Origin of the sequence: Pseudidiomarina sp. (assembly GCF_033722695.1) — a bacterium.
GTDB lineage: Bacteria > Pseudomonadota > Gammaproteobacteria > Enterobacterales > Alteromonadaceae > Pseudidiomarina.
Window position 1 is genome coordinate 1 of the sequence record NZ_JAWVYM010000014.1, and the last position, 18,555, is coordinate 18,555.

At 54.0% G+C, this 18,555-nt stretch carries 16 protein-coding genes; 4 read left to right on the forward strand and 12 right to left on the reverse strand.

Annotated features, from left to right (window positions below; all coding sequences use genetic code 11):
* Positions 1-111: 111 nt before the first annotated feature.
* The 4 genes from ctaD to lexA form a co-directional block, all read right to left on the reverse strand.
* Positions 112-1,698 carry a cytochrome c oxidase subunit I gene (gene ctaD / locus R3196_RS06675; RefSeq protein ID WP_318935980.1) on the reverse strand — a complete coding sequence of 529 codons (1,587 nt, stop codon included), beginning with the start codon at positions 1,696-1,698 and terminating at the stop codon, positions 112-114.
* Between the two features lie 13 nt (positions 1,699-1,711).
* Complete coding sequence (coxB, locus tag R3196_RS06680) at positions 1,712-2,797, reverse strand: cytochrome c oxidase subunit II (RefSeq protein WP_318936048.1); 1,086 nt, start codon at positions 2,795-2,797, stop codon at positions 1,712-1,714.
* A gap of 335 nt (positions 2,798-3,132) precedes the next feature.
* A complete protein-coding gene (locus R3196_RS06685) occupies positions 3,133-3,546 on the reverse strand; it encodes a hypothetical protein (protein WP_318935982.1) in 414 nt (137 codons plus the stop codon).
* A complete protein-coding gene (gene lexA, locus R3196_RS06690; protein ID WP_318935983.1) occupies positions 3,543-4,163 on the reverse strand; it encodes a transcriptional repressor LexA in 621 nt (206 codons plus the stop codon). Before lexA ends, R3196_RS06685 begins: the two co-directional genes overlap by 4 nt.
* A gap of 147 nt (positions 4,164-4,310) precedes the next feature.
* Between lexA and plsB the strand changes: the two genes are divergently transcribed.
* Positions 4,311-6,758: a glycerol-3-phosphate 1-O-acyltransferase PlsB gene (plsB, locus tag R3196_RS06695; protein WP_318935984.1), complete on the forward strand. Its 2,448-nt coding sequence runs from the start codon at positions 4,311-4,313 to the stop codon at positions 6,756-6,758.
* 24 nt (positions 6,759-6,782) lie between these two features.
* Here plsB and ubiA read toward each other — a convergent pair whose 3' ends face one another.
* Genes ubiA through R3196_RS06725 form a run of 6 tightly spaced genes read right to left on the reverse strand, consistent with a single transcriptional unit; the run spans position 6,783 to position 11,600 of the window.
* Positions 6,783-7,649: a 4-hydroxybenzoate octaprenyltransferase gene (gene ubiA / locus R3196_RS06700; RefSeq protein ID WP_318935985.1), complete on the reverse strand. Its 867-nt coding sequence runs from the start codon at positions 7,647-7,649 to the stop codon at positions 6,783-6,785.
* Positions 7,621-8,190: a chorismate--pyruvate lyase family protein gene (locus R3196_RS06705; RefSeq protein ID WP_318935986.1), complete on the reverse strand. Its 570-nt coding sequence runs from the start codon at positions 8,188-8,190 to the stop codon at positions 7,621-7,623. Before R3196_RS06705 ends, ubiA begins: the two co-directional genes overlap by 29 nt.
* 6 nt (positions 8,191-8,196) lie before the next feature.
* Positions 8,197-9,033 carry a rhomboid family intramembrane serine protease gene (locus R3196_RS06710; protein WP_318935987.1) on the reverse strand — a complete coding sequence of 279 codons (837 nt, stop codon included), beginning with the start codon at positions 9,031-9,033 and terminating at the stop codon, positions 8,197-8,199.
* Positions 9,034-9,357 (reverse strand): thiosulfate sulfurtransferase GlpE, encoded by a 324-nt coding sequence (gene glpE, locus R3196_RS06715; RefSeq protein WP_318935988.1) that lies wholly within the window; start codon positions 9,355-9,357, stop codon positions 9,034-9,036.
* Between the two features lie 8 nt (positions 9,358-9,365).
* Positions 9,366-10,391, reverse strand: a complete 1,026-nt coding sequence (tdh, locus tag R3196_RS06720; RefSeq protein ID WP_318935989.1) for an L-threonine 3-dehydrogenase — start codon at positions 10,389-10,391, stop codon at positions 9,366-9,368.
* A 15-nt stretch (positions 10,392-10,406) separates the two neighbouring features.
* Entirely contained in the window at positions 10,407-11,600 is a 1,194-nt protein-coding gene (locus tag R3196_RS06725) for a glycine C-acetyltransferase (protein WP_318935991.1), read from the reverse strand.
* Between the two features lie 84 nt (positions 11,601-11,684).
* Between R3196_RS06725 and coaD the strand changes: the two genes are divergently transcribed.
* Together coaD and pckA are read left to right on the forward strand one after the other, a co-directional pair.
* The gene (gene coaD, locus R3196_RS06730; protein WP_318935992.1) at positions 11,685-12,170 is read left to right on the forward strand and encodes a pantetheine-phosphate adenylyltransferase; all 486 of its coding nucleotides are present in this window, start codon (positions 11,685-11,687) and stop codon (positions 12,168-12,170) included.
* A 118-nt stretch (positions 12,171-12,288) separates the two neighbouring features.
* On the forward strand, positions 12,289-13,890 hold the full coding sequence (gene pckA, locus R3196_RS06735; RefSeq protein WP_318935993.1) for a phosphoenolpyruvate carboxykinase (ATP): 1,602 nt from the start codon (positions 12,289-12,291) through the stop codon (positions 13,888-13,890).
* A gap of 7 nt (positions 13,891-13,897) precedes the next feature.
* Here the strand turns inward: pckA and R3196_RS06740 are convergent, their stop codons facing one another.
* Positions 13,898-15,925, reverse strand: coding sequence for a S9 family peptidase (locus R3196_RS06740; RefSeq protein WP_318935995.1), 2,028 nt, complete (start codon positions 15,923-15,925; stop codon positions 13,898-13,900).
* Positions 15,926-16,038: 113 nt separating this feature from the next.
* On the opposite strand from R3196_RS06740, the gene R3196_RS06745 reads away from it, so the two are divergent.
* Positions 16,039-17,817: an SLC13 family permease gene (locus R3196_RS06745; protein WP_318935997.1), complete on the forward strand. Its 1,779-nt coding sequence runs from the start codon at positions 16,039-16,041 to the stop codon at positions 17,815-17,817.
* Here R3196_RS06745 and fabR read toward each other — a convergent pair.
* Positions 17,786-18,406: an HTH-type transcriptional repressor FabR gene (fabR, locus tag R3196_RS06750; RefSeq protein WP_318935998.1), complete on the reverse strand. Its 621-nt coding sequence runs from the start codon at positions 18,404-18,406 to the stop codon at positions 17,786-17,788. The genes R3196_RS06745 and fabR overlap by 32 nt on opposite strands.
* Positions 18,407-18,555 lie beyond the last annotated feature (149 nt).

Genomic DNA, 18,555 nt, shown 5'->3' on the forward strand with positions numbered 1-18,555 from the left:
CATATAACGGAACCAATGCAAAGCCGAAGGCAAACATCCCGGCTACCGTAAACAGTAGCCGGCGAACGATGCGCATATTATCCGGGCGTGAATTGGTATCGGTCATCGTGGTTATTTCACCTCTGGTGGTGTGTCAAAGGTATGGTACGGAGCCGGAGAAGGCACTGTCCACTCCAGACCTTCAGCACCATCCCATGGTTTCGCTTCGGCTTTCTCGCCGCCGCGTACGCACTTGATCACGATGTACAGGAACAGTAGCTGGGTCAGACCGAAGGCAAAGCCACCGATACTGACAATCTGGTTGATATCAGCGAACTGTAGCGAGTAATCCGGGATCCGCCGTGGCATACCAGCCAGGCCGGCAAAGTGCATCGGGAAGAACAGCACGTTGACGGAAATCAGCGACAGCCAGAAATGCCAGCGGCCCAGGGTTTCGTCATACATGTGTCCGGTCCACTTCGGCAGCCAGTAGTAGGCCGCTGCCATGATCGAGAAGATGGCTCCGGTTACCAGTACGTAGTGGAAATGCGCGACCACGAAGTAGGTGTCATGGTACTGGAAATCCACCGGCGTAATCGCCAGCATCAGACCCGAGAAACCACCTATGGTAAACAGGATAACGAAGGCCAGGGCGAACAGCATCGGTGTTTCGAAGCTCAGCGCGCCGCGCCACATAGTGGCTACCCAGTTAAAGACTTTCACCCCGGTTGGTACTGATATCAGCATGGTGCAGTACATAAAGAAGAGTTCTGCGGCCACCGGCATACCCGTGGTGAACATGTGGTGGGCCCATACCAGGAATGACAGCCCCGCGATAGCACCGGTGGCGTACACCATTGAGGCATAACCGAACAGCGGTTTTCGTGAGAACGCCGGAATGATTGCTGACACGATGCCGAACGCCGGCAGGATCATGATATAGACCTCAGGATGCCCGAAGAACCAGAAAATGTGCTGGAACATGACCGGGTCACCGCCACCTGCGGCATCAAAGAAGCTGGTGCCGAAGTATTTATCCGTGAGCACCATGGTCACCGCTCCGGCCAGTACCGGCATAACAGCAATTAGCAGGAAGGCGGTAATAAACCAGGACCAGACGAACAGCGGCATCTTCATGTAGGTCATGTCAGGCGCACGCATGTTCATGATGGTGACGATGACGTTTATCGCCCCCATTATCGATGAGATACCCATAATATGCACCGAGAACACGAACAGCGCGGTTGAATCACTGCTGTAGGTGGTCGATAAAGGTGCATAGAAGGTCCAGCCAAAGGCCGGGCCGCCGCCTTCCATAAACAGTGAACCTAACAGAATGGCAAAGGCGAACGGCAGGATCCAGAAGCTCCAGTTATTCATTCGCGGTAGCGCCATATCCGGCGCGCCAATCATCATCGGTATCATCCAGTTGGCCAGACCGGTAAAGGCAGGCATAACCGCACCAAATACCATGATCAGGCCGTGGACTGTGGTCATCTGATTGAAGAAATGCGGATCAACTAATTGCAGACCTGGCTGGAATAGCTCGGCGCGAATAACCATCGCCATCGCCCCGCCGACCAGGAACATAATGAAGCTGAACCACAGATACAAAGAACCTATGTCTTTGTGGTTGGTTGTAAACAGCCACCGGGTGATACCCGACGGCGCGTGGTGGTGATGATCGTTGTGATCAGCCTCGCCAGCAGCATAACTCATAGTCGGGTCTCCCTTATTCGTTCATAAATTCGTTAATATCAGCGGCCTGAATCAGGTCGCCGGTATCATTACCCCAGGCATTACGCTCATAGGTAATAACCGCAGCCAGTTCGCTCATGGTGAGCTGATTGCCAAAAGCCTGCATCGCTGTGCCTGACTTACCATTGACCACGATATCGATGTGTCCCTGGATGTCATTCATGACCATGTCGGTGCCTTTAAGGCCCGGGAATACACCGGGAACGCCCTGGCCATTAGCCTGATGGCAAGCAGCGCAGTTGCCGAGGTAGATTTTCTCACCCAGCTCCATCAGCTCGTCTTTGCTCATCTGCATGCTCAGCAGTTCCTGCTCGCGTTGCTTGGCTTCGCGTTGCTGCTGCTCCTGCTCGGTGATCCACTTCTCATACTCGGCAGGTTCTTTGGCGATGACCACCACCGGCATGAAGCCGTGATCTTTACCGCAAAGCTCAGCACACTGACCGCGATAGATACCGGGCTCATCGACACGGGTCCAGGTTTCGTTAATAAAGCCGGGATTAGCATCTTTCTTGATGGCAAAAGCGGGAACCCACCACGAATGGATAACATCATCCGAAGTGATCAGGAAGCGAACTTTCTTGCCAGTCGGGATGACCAGCGGGCGGTCAACTTCCAGCAGGTAGTTTTCACCTTTTTCGAGTTTGTTATTGATCTGATCCTGGCGGGTGGCAAGTAAACTATAGTATTCGACGTCGCGGTCAAAATACTTATAGTGCCATTTCCACTGCGAACCCGTAACCAGAACGGTTACTTCGGATTCGCTGACATCCTCCATCGCGATAAGCGTAGAGGTTGCGGGAATAGCCATACCGATAAGGATCAAAAAGGGCACCACAGTCCAGATAATTTCCACCTGAATATTCTCGTGGAAGGTTGCGGGCTTGCGGCCTTTTGATTTGCGATGGCGAACAATGGACCAGAACATGGCACCAAAGACGACTACACCAATGACACAGCAAATATAAAAGATGGTCATGTGCAGGTCGTATACGCGGTTACTGACCTCGGTTACACCCTGAGTCAGGTTAAACTGCGATTGCGCGCTGGCAACAAACGGCATGCTTGCTGACAGTGCAGTGATTAGTCTCGTTCTCACGGGACGTCTCCTCTCATTCTTCCGACGCGGGATTAACCGCGAATACACCGAAGTGCGAGCCTGAAGAACAACGAGGTAAGCAGAAAAAGGAACAGCATTTCGTAGAAAATCGCTTTCCCTACTAACCCTTTGTTGTTATGTGTTTTTAGTTATTATCGTTTTTGTGTTAGCAGTAAGCTGCTGAAACAAAATACCATGAGTAGCTGAAAAAGCCACCGCCAAAGTTAATAAAATTTGAAAATTGCAGAATAAAAAAGGGCTGCCGAAGCAGCCCTGGGGTACTCGCCTTCACCGCAGATTTAGTGGAGTGGGGTAGATGAAGGCAATTCGTTAAAAACGAAACTGTGGGTATGACTGACCTTACTGGCCATTTTTAAACGTTGCTGCATACGCGGCGCGATATCGTCCAGAAAACTCAGTACCACACTGCTGGTGCCGGCCAGCAGCGCTTGCTCGGTCGCCCATTCGCGATGATCCTGATCCCGCCCGCTAACCCAGCGAATACGTGTGCGGCTGACGCCAGCTGCAACCAGCCGGGCGATAATATCGCGGGAGCCGCCGATGACCGTGACCCACTCAGAGGTGCGCAACGCCAGGGACTGCAGGCGCGGCAGGGCTTCAGCAAAACGTGCATTACCAATCTCTATTTCGGCACCGCAGGTCAGGGAGTCCGCGAAAACGTTTTCAGGGTGTTGTTGATAATTGTGTCTCATAACCATGCTCCATTGCGAATAACGCCAACAGCTAAACCTTCGATGGTGAAAAACTGTTGGGTCAGATCGACCTGAATGGGAGAAAACTCGTCATTTTCCGGGTGTAATATAATCATATTGCCTTTGCGCTCAAAGCGCTTGACGGTGACATCCTCATCTACCCGGGCCACGATGATCTGGCCGTTACGGGCTTCCTGAGTTTTGTGTACCGCCAGTAAATCGCCGTCAAGAATGCCGATGTCTTTCATACTCATACCGCTAACTCGTAGCAGGAAGTCGGCGTGGGGACGAAACAAGTTTTCGTCAACCCGATAATGACTCTCAATATGTTGTTGTGCGAGAATCGGCTCGCCGGCAGCAACCTGGCCGATAAGTGGCAGGCCCATGGGCACATCTTCTTCTTCGGTACCAAGCAAGCGCAGGCCGCGGGACATGCCCGGCAGCATTTCGATGGCGCCTTTTTTCGCCAGCGCTTTCAGATGCTCTTCGGCCGAGTTGGCTGATTTAAAGCCAAGCCGCTGAGCAATTTCGGCGCGTGTGGGTGGCATGCCCGTCGCATCGATTGTATCTTTAATCAACGTCAGGATTTCTTGCTGACGTGGTGTTAATGGACGCATGTTGATACCTGTTTATCTATACAGTGATACTGTGAGTATATACAGGTGTTTTTGTTTCGCAATGTTTTTTATGAAATTTTTTTTCTGGCTTCAGCTGTGCCCGATAAATGTTATGCTTTCAGTATCCGTACTCGGTGAGAGGTTTGAATGAGTTTTCGAGGCTTTTGGCTTAAGGTTCTGTACTGGCCGGTGCGCTGGTTCACCCGCTTTGAAGTCATACTGGATAAAGATGCGGAGGCTCTGAAGGGAGCCGAGCAAGTCGTGTATGTAATGCGCTCAACCTCGGTCACTGATCTCTTGGTGGCCCGGCGGGCGCTGCGCGGCGCCGATCTGCCGGATCCGCGCGAGCCATTGTTGCTTAACGGTGTAGAGCACGCGCGGACGCTTTATCTGGAACGCGTCGGGCGACCTTCCAGTGAAGTCGCCATTGATGAATTTCTGTCGCTGTTGAAAAATCATCAGCAGGATAGCAGCCTGGATGTAAAGGTCATACCAATCGGCTTATTCTGGGGGCGGAAAGCCGGCCAGGAGCGCCGTGAAGGCCATACTATGGTGGCTGATCTCGAGAATCCCGGGCGCTGGCGCAAGTTCTGGCTGGTGTTGTTTTCCGGTCGGCATATCTTGGTGCGTGGCAGCCGTCCGCTGAGTATCCGCGAAGTGGTCAGCAAAGACGGCGCCGATCGCCGGATGGCACATAAACTGGCGCGCGTTGCGCGGGTACATTTTGTGCGGCTGCGCCATGCTGTTGCCGGGCCCAAAATTACTGAACGAGAACTGGTTATTCAGTCGCTGCTGGAAACGGCTGCACTGAAAAAAGCCATCCGAGACGAAGCACGCAGCAAAAAAATATCTGAAGAGCAGGCTCGTAAGACTGCCCACAAATACCTGGACGAGATTGCTGCCAGTTATAGTGAAACCCTGGTGCGCATGCTGGATCGCTTCATGGGTTGGCTGTGGAGTCGCATCTATAATGGCATTCATGTTGAAGGCGGCGAGCGCATCCGCGCGCTGGCACAGGCCGGTCATGAGGTGATTTATGTGCCCTGCCATCGCAGCCACATGGATTACCTGTTATTAAGTTACGTCATTTATAAAGAGGGCCTGGTCCCCCCCCATATCGCTGCCGGCGTGAACCTGGACTTTTTCCCGGCAGGGCCTTTATTCCGGCGCGGCGGTGCGTTTTTTATCCGCCGCAGCTTCAAAGGTAATAAGCTGTATTCAGCGGTATTTCGCGAGTACCTGAACCGGCTGTTTCAGAAAGGCTACCCGGTTGAGTATTTCACCGAAGGCGGGCGCAGCCGCACAGGTCGCTTACTGCCGCCGAAAACCGGTATGGTCGCCATGACCGTGCAGGGCATGCTGCGAGGCCAGCAACGGCCGGTCTCCATCGTACCTGTCTACCTTGGCTATGAGCATGTAATGGAAGTGAACACTTACTTAAAAGAGCTCAAAGGCAAGTCTAAAGAAAAAGAGTCAGTGTTTAAGGTGCTCACCAGCTTGCGGCATCTGCGCAACTTTGGTGAAGGCTATGTGACCTTTGGTCAGCCGATCAACCTCACTAAGGCCCTGGATCGGCTGCAGCCTGACTGGCACGAGTCAACCACTACCGGCGCTGAAGAGCCGTCGCGGCCGAAGTGGCTGACGCCAACGGTAAACCTGCTGGCGGAAGAAATCATGCAACGTATCAACGATGCCGCTGCCTTTAACAGTATTAACCTGACGTCACTGGCGCTGCTGAGTTCCGAGCAGCATGCGCTGACCCGTGAAGAACTGGTCAGTCAGTTGGACCTCTATACCCGTATTATGCGCAGCGTACCGTACAGCAGCGATGCCTACGTGCCTGAGCAAAGTGGTGAAGAGCTATGGCAGCTGGCCCAGCGTCACGATAAGTTCACCGTTGTTGACGATAGCATGGGCGAACTTATCCGCGTTGATGGCACCACCGCCATTGCCATGACTTATTACCGTAATAACATCATGCATATGGTTATAGTACCGGCTATCGTGGCGGCAGTTGCCAGTGCGCATTATGAGTTCAAAGCCAGTACAGTGGTGAACCTGCTGGAAGCCTTGCATCCACTATTGCAGGATGAGCTTTTCGTCAGTCATTCGCGTGAGCGCATGGCGCCGTGGGTAGAAGCCTTGCTGGAAGAATATGCTGAGTTGGGTCTGATCCACGAAACTGAAGGTGAAGACTGCTACCGGGCTGCTGCCCGCGACAGCCATAAGTTCTTTCAGTTACAGCTGCTGGCACGCAGCGCCGCTGAAACCCTGCAGCGCTATGCTGTGGTGCTTGAATTACTGCAGCAGATGCAACCTATTGGTCGCGGGGATCTGGAACGTCATGCAGTAGCACTGGCCGAGCGGCTTAGTGCTATGCACGGCATTAATGCCCCGGAGTTTTTCGACAAAAAGGTACTGGCCAATGTCATCGGCACGCTGAAACGCGAGGATTATATCGGCGTGGACGAGGACGGACAGCTGATTGCCGATGAACGGGTTGGCCATTTCAGTGACTCCATCGATACCCTGCTGGAGCCGGCGGTACTGCAAACCATCCGCCAGTCAGTCCAGCAGCTTATCCAGGACGATTAGAACCCCAGAACTTAGAACCATACTTTAGAACCAGAACTCGGCGGCCACCGCGGCCGCCAGTACTAATCCGACATAATTGTTATGCAGAAATGCCTGCAGGCAACGCTGCGGCTCGCGCCACCAAATCAACCGCTGCTGCCAGACAAAGAGTAAGGCAATAATCACCAGCGCCGCCTGATACAGCAGACCAAACTCAAGCAGTTGTCCCAGCCAGAACAGTAAGCCCAGAGTCACCAACTGAAGCAACGCAATGGCGATGCGGTCATAGCCGCCGAACAGAATGGCGGTCGATTTTACGCCAATCCGCAAGTCGTCTTCCCGGTCAGTCATGGCGTATTCGGTGTCATAGGCGACAGTCCAGGTAATATTAGCGGCAAACAGTACCCAGGCCGCTAGTGACAGGCCCTGGTCAAGTGCGGTAAAGGCCATCAGGATACCAAAACTAAAAGCAATCCCCAGTACCACCTGAGGCAGGTTCGTGAAGCGCTTACAGAACGGATAAAGCACCGCCACGCCAGCGGCGGCAACCCCCAGCAGAATGGTTTCGCGGTTAAACTGGATCAGAATAAAAAACGCAATCGCCAGTAACAGTGCGAATAACAACATCGCGTGCCACGGCCGCAGTTCGCCGGCAGCCAATGGCCGCATGCTGGTGCGGGTTACGTGCCCGTCAATGTGCCGATCGGCGAAATCATTGATGACACAGCCGGCCGATCGCATCACAAATACGCCCAGCATAAACAACACCACGACTTTGAGCGGCGGTGAGCCAGTACCAGCGATAAGCAGTGCGGCCAGGGTTGGCCAGCCCAGCAGCAGGCTGCCGATCGGGCGGTCGGCGCGCATCAGGCGCCAGTAGGCGTTAAAGCGTGTGGTCGCGGAAGGGTGCATGAGCGATCTCCTGATAAAATGGTGTCGCGCCAATAAAAACTTCGGCCACCAGAATGGCCTGCCCGGCGGCGGTAAAGCAACTGCGGCGGCCCCACAGCTGCTGCGAACTGAAGCCCAGTTGCTGATGGAGTTCACCGACGGGTGTGTCCGGTTCAAAAGCGGCGACCTCAATTGCACTGCGCTGCAAATCCGGCTGCGAAAACAGATGCTCGCCCAGCGGCCGCGTACCCAGACGGTCAAGCTGCAGCTGCCCGTCTGGGTCAGCATGAGCAAACACGCTGCGGGCAAATACCCAGGGTTGCTCATCGCACCACAAAATGACCTCGCGCACGGTGGTCGCCGGGGGATTACCCAGCCAGCGCGCCTCGTCGGTAGTTACCGGCGCATCCTGCTGACGCAACAGCTGCACCCGGAACGTCTGACAATGACGTTTCAGTTTCGCGGTTAACGAATCCGGATCGAGCAGCCAGTCACGGGCCGCCGTGGGAATAGCCGTGCGGGCCATATCGGCGCTTTGCCAGGGGGTATCGGAGGGCGACATCGCTGCTTAGCGCGCCGTGCGCGAGCGCTCGCTCAGCCAGCGCAGCACCCCACCCAGCACCAGGCCGCTGATCAGGCCAGCGGTGTGGGCGGTATTGGCGACATTAATCCAGAGCAGATCTGTGTAGCCCAGGATCAGCCAGATCAGCATAAAGCCGATCAGGCCCGGCGGCAGAAACAGCGGGTGGGTAGGCCGTTGCCAGGCAACCACCACAGCAACGCCGAACAGGCCATAAACCACACCCGACAGACCGCCAAAATAGGGGCCGCCCATGTAAAACTGAGAAATGTTCGAAGCCAGCGCACAGAACACAAAGGCCAGGATCAGCCAGGTGGTGCCATAAAGACGCTCAAAGCGGCCGCCTAAATACCACCACCAGAACAGGTTAAATACCAGATGGAGCAGGCTGAAATGCAGTAGCGCCGGAGTCAGCAGACGCCACGGCTGGCTCAGGGGTAATTCATCCCAGGAGTCACTTATTCGCAGGGTGTTAAATATGGCCTCAGCGCTGGTTGGAATCAGCAGCAGTACAAACACCAGTAATACTGCGCCGGCGTATATCGCGGTAAACCAACCGCCCTGACGCAGGACTTTTTTCAGCGGCGAATCCGATGCAGGTTCAGGGCGATTGCCATCGGCGCTGCTTTCATTTTCAGCCGCCTCAGGATCGGTTTTAAACTGTTGGATAAGGTCCTTTGCATGGGCCAGGTAGCTGGATTGCGTCAGCCACAGCTCCAACTGGTTACCATGCTCACTGACCGTGACCGGAACGCCCTGTTGCCGGAGAAAGCGGTGCAACCGGCCCATCATATCTGCGTCACGGGTGGTCAGTAGTTTCTTCATTTAGCTTGACTCCACGGCGTCCGGAAATTGCTGGCCCCAGGCGGTAAAACCGCCATCCAGGCTGCTGACGGTTTCAAGCCCCTGATGGGTCAGGTAATCGGCAGCGCCTTGACTACTGTTGCCGTGGTAGCAGACCACCACCACGGGTTGATCGTCTTCGAGTTCCTGTAGAAAACCGGCCAGGGTGGCATCCGTCAGATGCACCGCGCCGGGAATGTGCCCGGCAGCATAGGAGCGGGCGTCACGAATATCGGCAAAGCGGGCCTGCCCCTGCTGCCAAAGCTCGTGTGCTGTTTCTGTATTGATCCGCGTAAATGCTGCCATAGCCAAGCTTACTCCCAGTTCAGTATAACTTTTCCGGATTGCCCGGAGCTCATAATATCAAAGCCCTTCTGGAAGTCATCTACCGGCAATTCATGGGTCAGAATCGGTGACAGATCCAGCCCTGATTGCAGCAAAGCGGCCATCTTATACCAGGTTTCGAACATTTCCCGGCCGTAGATACCTTTGATAACCAGGCCTTTGAAAATCACTTTGTTCCAGTCAATGGCAACGTCCTGTGGTGGAATACCCAGCATGGCAATTTTGCCGCCATGGTTCATAGTATCCAGCATCTGCCGCAGGGCTGAGGGTACGCCGGACATCTCCAGGCCGACATCAAAGCCTTCTTTCATGCCCAGTTCGGTCATAACGTCTTTGAGGTTCTCTTTGCTGACATCCACGGTGCGGGTAGCGCCCATGGTTTTTGCCAGGTCCAGCCGGTATTCGTTCACATCGGTAATCACCACATGGCGGGCGCCCACATGACGGGCAACGGCCGCTGCCATGATGCCTATAGGGCCGGCACCGGTAATGAGGACATCTTCGCCGACCAGGTCAAAGGCCAGGGCGGTATGCACGGCATTACCGAAAGGGTCAAAAATCGCCGCCAGTTCATCACTGATGTCGTCGGGTAGTTTGAAGGCATTGTCAGCCGGGATCACCAGATACTCAGCGAAGGCACCGGGGCGGTTCACGCCAACACCGACGGTATTGCGGCACAGATGGCGACGGCCAGCACGGCAGTTACGGCAATGACCACAGGTGATATGGCCTTCACCCGAAACGCGGTCACCAACATTGAAGCCACGCACACCGTCGCCCATAGCTTCCACTACACCGACGTATTCATGGCCGACCACCATGGGTACAGGAATGGTCTTCTGAGACCATTCATCCCACTTATAAATGTGCACATCGGTACCGCAGATAGCGGTCTTTTTGATGCGGATGCGCAGGTCGTTATAGCCATAGTCAGGCTTCTGTGCATCGGTCATCCAGATGCCGGGTTCGGCATGGAGTTTAGCCAGTGCTTTCATTCATAACCTCCGCAGTTAAATAATGTCGAGTTCTTTACCGATACGGGTAAAGGCTTCAATTGCTTTGTCCAGCTGCTCGCGGGTATGGCCCGCTGACATCTGCGTACGAATCCGTGCTTTGCCACGTGGTACCACCGGGAACGAGAAGGCCACCACATAAATGCCTTCTTTTAACAGCCGCTCGGCCATTTCGGCAGCAACCCGTGCGTCGCACAACATGACCGGAATAATGGCATGATCAGCACCGCACAGATTAAACCCGGCTTTGGTCATTTCGCTACGGAAGTGTTTAACGTTTTCCCACAGCTGGTTACGCAGCTTGTCGCCGCTTTCAAGCATATCCAATACGTGAATGGATGCCTGAACGATCGATGGGGATACGGAATTTGAGAATAAATAAGGACGCGAGCGCTGGCGCAGCCAGTCGATCACTTCTTTTTTACCCGAGGTGTAACCGCCGGAAGCACCGCCCAGGGCCTTACCCAGGGTGCCAGTCAGAATATCAACGCGACCCATTACGTCGCAGTACTCGTGGGTACCCCGACCTTTCTCGCCAAGAAAGCCGGTCGCGTGGCAGTCATCAACCATAACCAGGGCGCCGTATTCATCGGCCAGGTCACAGATGCTTTTGAGATCGGCAATCACGCCATCCATGGAGAACACGCCGTCGGTCGCAATCAGAATATTACGGGCGCCATCGACTTTGGCCTGTTTCAGCTGCGACTCCAGGTCGCCCATGTTGTTGTTCTGATAACGGTAGCGCTTGGCTTTGCATAAGCGGATACCGTCGATAATACTGGCATGGTTCAGTTCGTCGCTGATAACTGCATCTTCAGGCCCCAGCAGGGTTTCGAACAGGCCGCCGTTCGCATCAAAGGCAGACGAATAAAGAATCGTATCTTCAGTACCCAGGAACTCACTCAGCTTACGCTCAAGGGTTTTATGGATATCCTGCGTACCACAGATGAACCGCACCGAGGCGGTACCAAAGCCGTGCTCATCCAGGCCTTTTTTGGCTGCTTTAATCAGTTCAGGATGATTAGCCAGGCCAAGATAGTTGTTGGCGCAGAAGTTCAGTACGGATTTACCGTTATCGACCACGATTTCAGAGCTTTGATCGCTTTCAATAATGCGTTCGTGCTTATACAGGCCTTCTTCTTTTAGCTCAGCCAGTTGACTCTCGAGTTGTTGATAAAAATCGTTGTTCATGTAATTCTCCGTTTCATTAATACCTTATAGTTTAACTGATCAGCAGGGTACTGCACATCCTCAATTAAGAGGTTGGAGAAAATCATGCACAGACGTGCCATTTATCCCGGGACTTTTGATCCCATTACCAACGGTCATGCCGAACTGATTGAACGCGCCGCCAGCCTGTTCAGTGAAATTGTAGTCGGCGTGGCAAAAAGCCCCAGTAAAAATCCGTTGTTTGACCTGGACGAACGGGTAGAGCTGGTGCGCAAGGTTACCGCAGATATCGACAATGTGACTGTGGTGGGCTTCAGTGGGCTGCTGGTCGATTTTGCCAAAGAGCACCAGGCAACGGTGCTGATCCGCGGTCTGCGGGCGGTGTCAGATTTTGAATACGAGTTTCAGTTGGCCAATATGAACCGCCGGTTATATCCGCAACTCGAAAGTGTATTTCTCACGCCTTCAGAAGAAAATTCCTTTATTTCCTCTACCTTAGTGAAGGAAGTCGCCCTTCATCACGGAGACGTCCGACAGTTTACTGATCAACGGGTCGCTGACGCGCTGACTGCCAAAGTGGCGAGAAAATAGCTGTACAGCACGGATATAACCTCTGGCAGACTATTATTTTTTGCGTTTTAGGGTTAGAATCGCGCCCCAAAATTTCCTATTTATATTTTGCTTTGATCAGACCCGCAGGAGCTCACCAATGACTGATCTGGATTTAAGCCGCTACGGCATAACAGACGTCAACGAAATCGTTCACAATCCTTCGTATGACCAGCTGTTCGAAGAGGAAACCCGCAGTGACTTGGTGGGTTACGAAAAAGGCGTGGTGACGAACCTCGGCGCAGTGGCAGTAGACACCGGTATTTTTACCGGCCGTTCGCCGAAAGATAAATACATTGTGCGTGACGACACCACCCGTGACACCTTGTGGTGGGCTGATCAGGGCAAAAATGATAACAAGCCGATTTCGCAGGAAGTCTGGGCTGATTTAAAAGACACAGTAACCACCCAGTTATCTGGCAAGCGCTTGTTTGTGGTCGATACCTACTGTGGCGCCAACGAAGACACCCGCTTGTCGGTGCGCTTTATTACTGAGGTTGCATGGCAGGCTCATTTCGTTAAAAACATGTTCATCCGCCCGACCGCTGAAGAGCTAAAAACCTTTAAACCAGACTTTGTGGTCATGAATGGGGCCAAATGCATCAACGACAAATGGCAGGAACACGGCCTGAACTCTGAAAACTTCGTGGCTTTTAACCTGACCGAGCGGATTCAGCTGATTGGCGGTACCTGGTACGGCGGCGAAATGAAAAAAGGTATGTTCTCGATGATGAACTACTTTTTACCGCTTAAAGGTATTGCTTCAATGCACTGCTCGGCCAACGTCGGCGAGCAGGGCGATGTGGCTATTTTCTTTGGTTTGTCCGGCACCGGTAAAACCACCCTGTCGACGGATCCGAAGCGCGAGCTGATCGGTGACGACGAGCACGGCTGGGATGACGATGGCGTGTTTAACTTTGAAGGCGGCTGCTACGCCAAAACCATCAATCTGTCGAAGGAAGCCGAGCCTGACATCTACCACGCCATTCGTCGTGATGCGCTGCTGGAAAACGTCACCGTGCGCGCTGACGGCACTATCGACTTTAACGATGGTTCAAAAACTGAAAATACCCGGGTCTCTTATCCTATTTATCACATCGATAATATCGTCAAGCCGGTATCTAAAGCAGGCCACGCGAAGAAAGTGATCTTCCTGACCGCAGATGCATTTGGTGTTTTGCCGCCGGTATCCAAGCTGACGAAAGAACAGACGAAGTACCACTTCCTGTCTGGCTTCACCGCCAAACTGGCCGGTACAGAGCGCGGCATTACTGCCCCGACGCCGACTTTTTCAAGCTGTTTTGGCGCAGCGTTTCTGAGTCTGCACCCAACCCAGTACGCTGAAGTGCTGGTCAAGCGAATGGAAGCCGCCGGCGCTGAAGCCTATCTGGTCAACACGGGCTGGAACGGTACCGGTAAGCGGATTTCGATCAAGGCCACCCGCGCTATCATCGACGCCATTCTGGATGGCAGCATTGAAGACGCAGAGTTTATTAACCTGCCATACTTTAATCTGGCGGTGCCAACGTCACTGAATGGTGTGGATGAACAACATATTCTGGACCCGCGTAATACTTATGACAACGAGCAGGACTGGGATGTGAAGGCGCAGGATCTGGCGCGCCGTTTTGTGGCTAACTTTGAGAAGTTTACCGACAACGACGAAGGAAAATCCTTAGTCGCTGCCGGTCCTCAGCTTTAATCTCCGTTTACAGCTTCTCTGCGTGGGGTAATTCGTGAGGCGGTGCTTCGGTGCCGCCTTCCACCAGGAAGTGCTCCATCCAGCGCATCAGCCGCATACTGTAATCCAGCTGTGCCGCTGCCTTGCGGTTACCATGACCTTCGCCCGGATACAGTACTAGACGCACCGGAACCTTGTCGTGGGTTTTCAGATAGCGATACATCTCCATCGACTGGCTCGGATGCACCCGGGTATCTTCTTTACCGTGCAGAATTAGCAGCGGGGTGCGGGCTTTCTCAGCATGGTAAATCGGGCTGCGCTCCAGGTACCACTGCCATTTGTCCCAGGGGTAGCTGCGGGCGTGAACAGCGTGCATTTCTTTGGCGATATCGGTGGTGCCGAACTTAGAAATATTATCGCTGATACCCACTGACATCACGCTGGCATCAAAATGCTCAGTCAGCGCCGTGGCGGCCCAGGCTGAAGCAAAGCCACCGTAAGAACCACCGGTGATACCAATTTTCGCGTCATCGGCCAGGCCAGTTTCAACCAGATAGTTCTTACCATCGACCAGATCGTCGAATTCCTTGCCGGCGTAATCGTTCTGGCCCAACTTGGAGAATTCAACTCCGCGGCCCGTGCTGCCGCGATAGTTCGGGAAGAACAGCGCGTAGCCACGTTGGGCGGCGTACTTAGCCGGGCTTGCGTAGCGATCCAGCCAGCCGTTGCTGTAATGCGACTCAGGGCCACCGTGTACGACCATGATTAACGGGTAGCTCTGCCCGCTCTGGTAATCCGTCGGGTAAACAACGATTCCTTCTAACTCTAAACCATCCCGGGCTTTATACGTGATGCTCTCCTGCCGCGGCATGGTGATGTCCGCCAGCCAGGGGTTGGAATCGGTTAAGCGGATTAGCGTCTGGTTCTGCAGACGGAACAGCTCAGTAGGGTGTTCTGGCTTGTGCGCGCGCACGAGCACGTCACTCTGGCCCGGCACTGCTTCAACATCAACCACAACGGCAATGCCAGGAGCCAAAAGCTGACGGCTTTCCAGCCATTGCATGGTCAGCGCCTGAACTTCCGAGGTGGTACCACGATGGCCAAGCCAGATCACTTCATCGTTACGACGCCAGGCGATATCTTTCACGTGCCCCTGATAGTCTGGCAGCACCTCGGTACGCGCATTGTCTTTCTCGGTGTCGTAAACATAGAGACGGCCCGCTGACGGGTCGTTGTAGTCTGCCGCACCGATCACTGCCAGATAGCGGCCATCCGGTGAAAAGCGGGCATCGCCCAGTTTGCCTTCTGACTCGAAGTCAGAAACCGGGGCGCCGGAGAAATCGATCAAACGATACTGGCTGCTCATGTAATTATCGTCAACCAGCGGGGTAGGCGCAGTGCGCACCAGCAGTTGCTCGTGCTGTGGCCGGAATTCCGCTGACCAGATCTGCACGTCGCTGGTTAACTGCTGCGGCTTCGCATCTTCGGCTTGGGTATCCCACAACCAGACATGGGTAAATTCCAGCTGTTCTTCGTAGATTTCGGCCTTAAAGCCTTTTTTCTTTAGCTTCTCTTCGTTGGCATCGGCCTTGCTTTTCGCGCGGAACGCGATGTAGCGACCGTCACCGCTGATCGAGTAGCTGGCAATCGAGACGTCGTGGGTCAGTACTTTCTGTGCTTCGCCACCGGTAGTCGCGATGCGATACAGGCTGGTGTGTTTGTCGTCACCGCGCTTGCTCAGAAAATAAATGTTGTTGCCGTCTGGGCTTACGGTTACCGAGCCGATTTGCTCCTTGCCGGTCACAAAGGGTACCGGCTCGCTCTCACCGCGCACGGTAAAGAGCTCTACATAAGGGCTACCGTCGTCATCCTGGTAAGGTTGACGGGGATTGACCCGGGTAAAGGCAGCAAGCTGTGCGCTCGGTGCCAGCGCTGCGCTGTTGACAGATTTTATGGTTACGGTTTCTTCTAAAGTGATCTCGCGTGCTATGAGCGGCATACTTACCGCGGTTATCAAGGCTGCGAGGCCCACTTGTCGTAGCATGGAACTAACCATCAACTTCTCCTTATTGTTTTCAACCAGCCAATCTTAACAGTAAAAGAATTGACATCCCAAGAAATCCCGCCACTCTTAAGTAATTAAAAGACTGACTGAAAACGGAAGCAGTAATGGTTGACCAAATTCTTATAGGCGTGATTATCATTGGCGCCCTGGTGCTTTTTGTCTGGGAAAAGTGGCGCTACGACATCGTCGCAATGATGGCGTTAATGGCAGCCGCAATTCTAGGGCTGGTGCCACGTAGTGAGGTGTTCTCCGGGTTTGGTAATCCGGCGGTCATTACCGTGGCTGCTGTATTAGTTATCAGTCATGCCCTGTGGCGCTCTGGCGTAGTCGATGAACTGGCGGTGACTATGAAGCGGGTGGGAGATAATCCGTTTTCACAAATGATTGCGCTGACGGCGCTGACCACGTTTTGCTCTGCGTTTATCAGTAATACCGGCACCATGGCTATTATGATTCCAGTCGCTCTGCAGCTGTCCCGCAGTGGCGCGGGTCATGCTTCGCGGGTCCTGATGCCAATGGCTTTCGGCTCTCTGCTGGGCGGCACCATCACCATGATAGGTACGCCGCCGAACATTATTATTGCGGATCTGCGTCGCGAGGCCCTGGGTGAATCCTATGGAATTTTTGACTTTACTCCGGTTGGTTTAAGCGTGGCGGTGGTCGGCCTGGTCTTCATGTGGATTTTCAGCCGTTTTCTGGTTCCGGCGAAAAAAAGCCGCGATATGTCGACCTCACCCTACGATGTAAGTGCCTATCTGACCGAACTTTATGTACCGCCGAGTACCAGTCTCGTGGGCGAAACCCTGTATGAGCTCGAATCCCGGGTGCAGGAAAACTTTTCAGTTGTGGCGTTGAAGCGGGACAAAAAATTGATTACCGCGCCGCCACGTTATCAGCGGATCCGCGCTGAAGATGTGCTGATTATCGAAGCCGATACCGAAACCATGCAGGAGATCATCGACGTCACCGGGCTCGAGCTCAACGCTGAAGAAGAGATTGACGACCGCTTCCTGATCTCTGATGAGATTCAGGTTATCGAAGGTATTGTCGGCCAGGACTCGCGACTGATTGGCCGCTCGGCCTCGGATATGCGCCTGCGCCATCGGTTTGGCGTGAACGTACTGGCGGTGGCACGACATGGGCAGGCCGGTCAGCCGAAGCTAGGCAATATTCGCTTTAAGCCGGGCGATGTACTCCTGCTGCAGGGTGATAAAGAAATTCTCAGCGATGTATTCCGCCGCTTTGGCTGTTTTCCGCTGGCACAGCGCAGCATGCGTATTGGTGGCGAGAAGAAAATTCTGCTGCCGCTACTGATTTTTGCTACCGCTATTGGCCTTAGTGCTTTTAACATTCTGTCGGTGCCGGTGGCGTTCACGCTGGCGGCCGGCGCTATGGTGCTGACCAATATTATGCCGGTGCGGGAGCTCTATGAAAACGTCGACTGGCCCATCATTATTTTGTTGGGGGCGACCATTCCCCTGGGCTCGGCGCTGGAGCGCAGCGGCGCCGCCGATAGCATCGCGCAGGGTGCCCTGATGGTCAGTAGCGGGGCGCCGGCGGCCGTCGGTATCGGCTTACTGATGTTGGTGACATTGCTACTGTCGAACATCGTCAATAATGCTGCTGCGGCGGTTCTGATGGCGCCCATCGGGCTGAGTATGGCGAGTACCCTGGGAGCCTCACCGGATCCCTTTCTGATGACGGTAGCCATCGGTGCCGCCTTGCCGTTTCTGACGCCCATCGGCCACCAGTCGAATATCCTGGTTATGGGGCCGGGTGGTTATGTGTTCGGGGATTACTGGAAGTTGGGCCTGCCGCTGACCATGGTGATTATGGCGGTGGCGATTCCGGTTATTCTCTGGGTCTGGCCGCTAACCGGGTAGCTTCAGCGCCACGCGCCACAATGCGCACCTGTTGAATAGTTTGTTCGGTAAGGCGCTCACATTCCTGCGCGTCGGCGTCCAGCGCATCAGCCCCGGCACCAAAGACGATGCGCACTATAGCATCAGCCTGCAGCTCCGCCAGCTCGCGCTGATAGTCTTGCTCATCAAGCAGATAATCCACCAGTTCGGCGGTAAAGTGTTCGATTTCACGCACCACCGCCATACGGAAGTCCCGTGAGTTGCCTGATTTTTCCTGCAATAACAGCCGGAAAATCGCTTTATTGTTACCAACAAACTGCATAAAGGTACGCACTGAACTGCGGATAATAGAACCGCCGTTGGCGATCTGCTGGCGTGACTGGCGCAGCAACTGACGCAGTGCCAGCCCTCCTTCATCAACCAGAGTCAGCCCCAGTTCTTCCATATTCTGAAAGTGTCGGTAAAACGAGGTCGGAGCAATGCCCGCTTCCCGGGCGACTTCGCGCAGGCTGAGGCTGGCGTAGCCATGTTCAGCGCTAAGCTGGTTCATCGCCGCCTGAATTAAAGCGCGCCGTGTTTTTTCTTTTTGTTGTGCCCGGATACCTGCCATTCGCCGTAATGTCCTGCTTATCGTTTGTTTTCAGTGAGCTGGGTAAAACCGATTATGTCAGTGAACGCGTGTTCACGCAATTTATCGCAGATAAGTGTAATTACCATTGCGTTAGGGGGGTAATCCCTGTAAATTGAGCGTACACTTGT

Bases quoted from the DNA above. Each gene is read 5' to 3' on its own strand.
- ctaD (WP_318935980.1), bottom strand. From the start codon at position 1,698: ATGAGTTATGCTGCTGGCGAGGCTGATCACAACGATCATCACCACCAC.
- coxB (WP_318936048.1), bottom strand. From the start codon at position 2,797: ATGCCGTTTGTTGCCAGCGCGCAATCGCAGTTTAACCTGACTCAGGGT.
- R3196_RS06685 (WP_318935982.1), bottom strand. From the start codon at position 3,546: ATGAGACACAATTATCAACAACACCCTGAAAACGTTTTCGCGGACTCC.
- lexA (WP_318935983.1), bottom strand. From the start codon at position 4,163: ATGCGTCCATTAACACCACGTCAGCAAGAAATCCTGACGTTGATTAAA.
- plsB (WP_318935984.1), top strand. From the start codon at position 4,311: ATGAGTTTTCGAGGCTTTTGGCTTAAGGTTCTGTACTGGCCGGTGCGC.
- ubiA (WP_318935985.1), bottom strand. From the start codon at position 7,649: ATGCACCCTTCCGCGACCACACGCTTTAACGCCTACTGGCGCCTGATG.
- R3196_RS06705 (WP_318935986.1), bottom strand. From the start codon at position 8,190: ATGTCGCCCTCCGATACCCCCTGGCAAAGCGCCGATATGGCCCGCACG.
- R3196_RS06710 (WP_318935987.1), bottom strand. From the start codon at position 9,033: ATGAAGAAACTACTGACCACCCGTGACGCAGATATGATGGGCCGGTTG.
- glpE (WP_318935988.1), bottom strand. From the start codon at position 9,357: ATGGCAGCATTTACGCGGATCAATACAGAAACAGCACACGAGCTTTGG.
- tdh (WP_318935989.1), bottom strand. From the start codon at position 10,391: ATGAAAGCACTGGCTAAACTCCATGCCGAACCCGGCATCTGGATGACC.
- R3196_RS06725 (WP_318935991.1), bottom strand. From the start codon at position 11,600: ATGAACAACGATTTTTATCAACAACTCGAGAGTCAACTGGCTGAGCTA.
- coaD (WP_318935992.1), top strand. From the start codon at position 11,685: ATGCACAGACGTGCCATTTATCCCGGGACTTTTGATCCCATTACCAAC.
- pckA (WP_318935993.1), top strand. From the start codon at position 12,289: ATGACTGATCTGGATTTAAGCCGCTACGGCATAACAGACGTCAACGAA.
- R3196_RS06740 (WP_318935995.1), bottom strand. From the start codon at position 15,925: ATGGTTAGTTCCATGCTACGACAAGTGGGCCTCGCAGCCTTGATAACC.
- R3196_RS06745 (WP_318935997.1), top strand. From the start codon at position 16,039: ATGGTTGACCAAATTCTTATAGGCGTGATTATCATTGGCGCCCTGGTG.
- fabR (WP_318935998.1), bottom strand. From the start codon at position 18,406: ATGGCAGGTATCCGGGCACAACAAAAAGAAAAAACACGGCGCGCTTTA.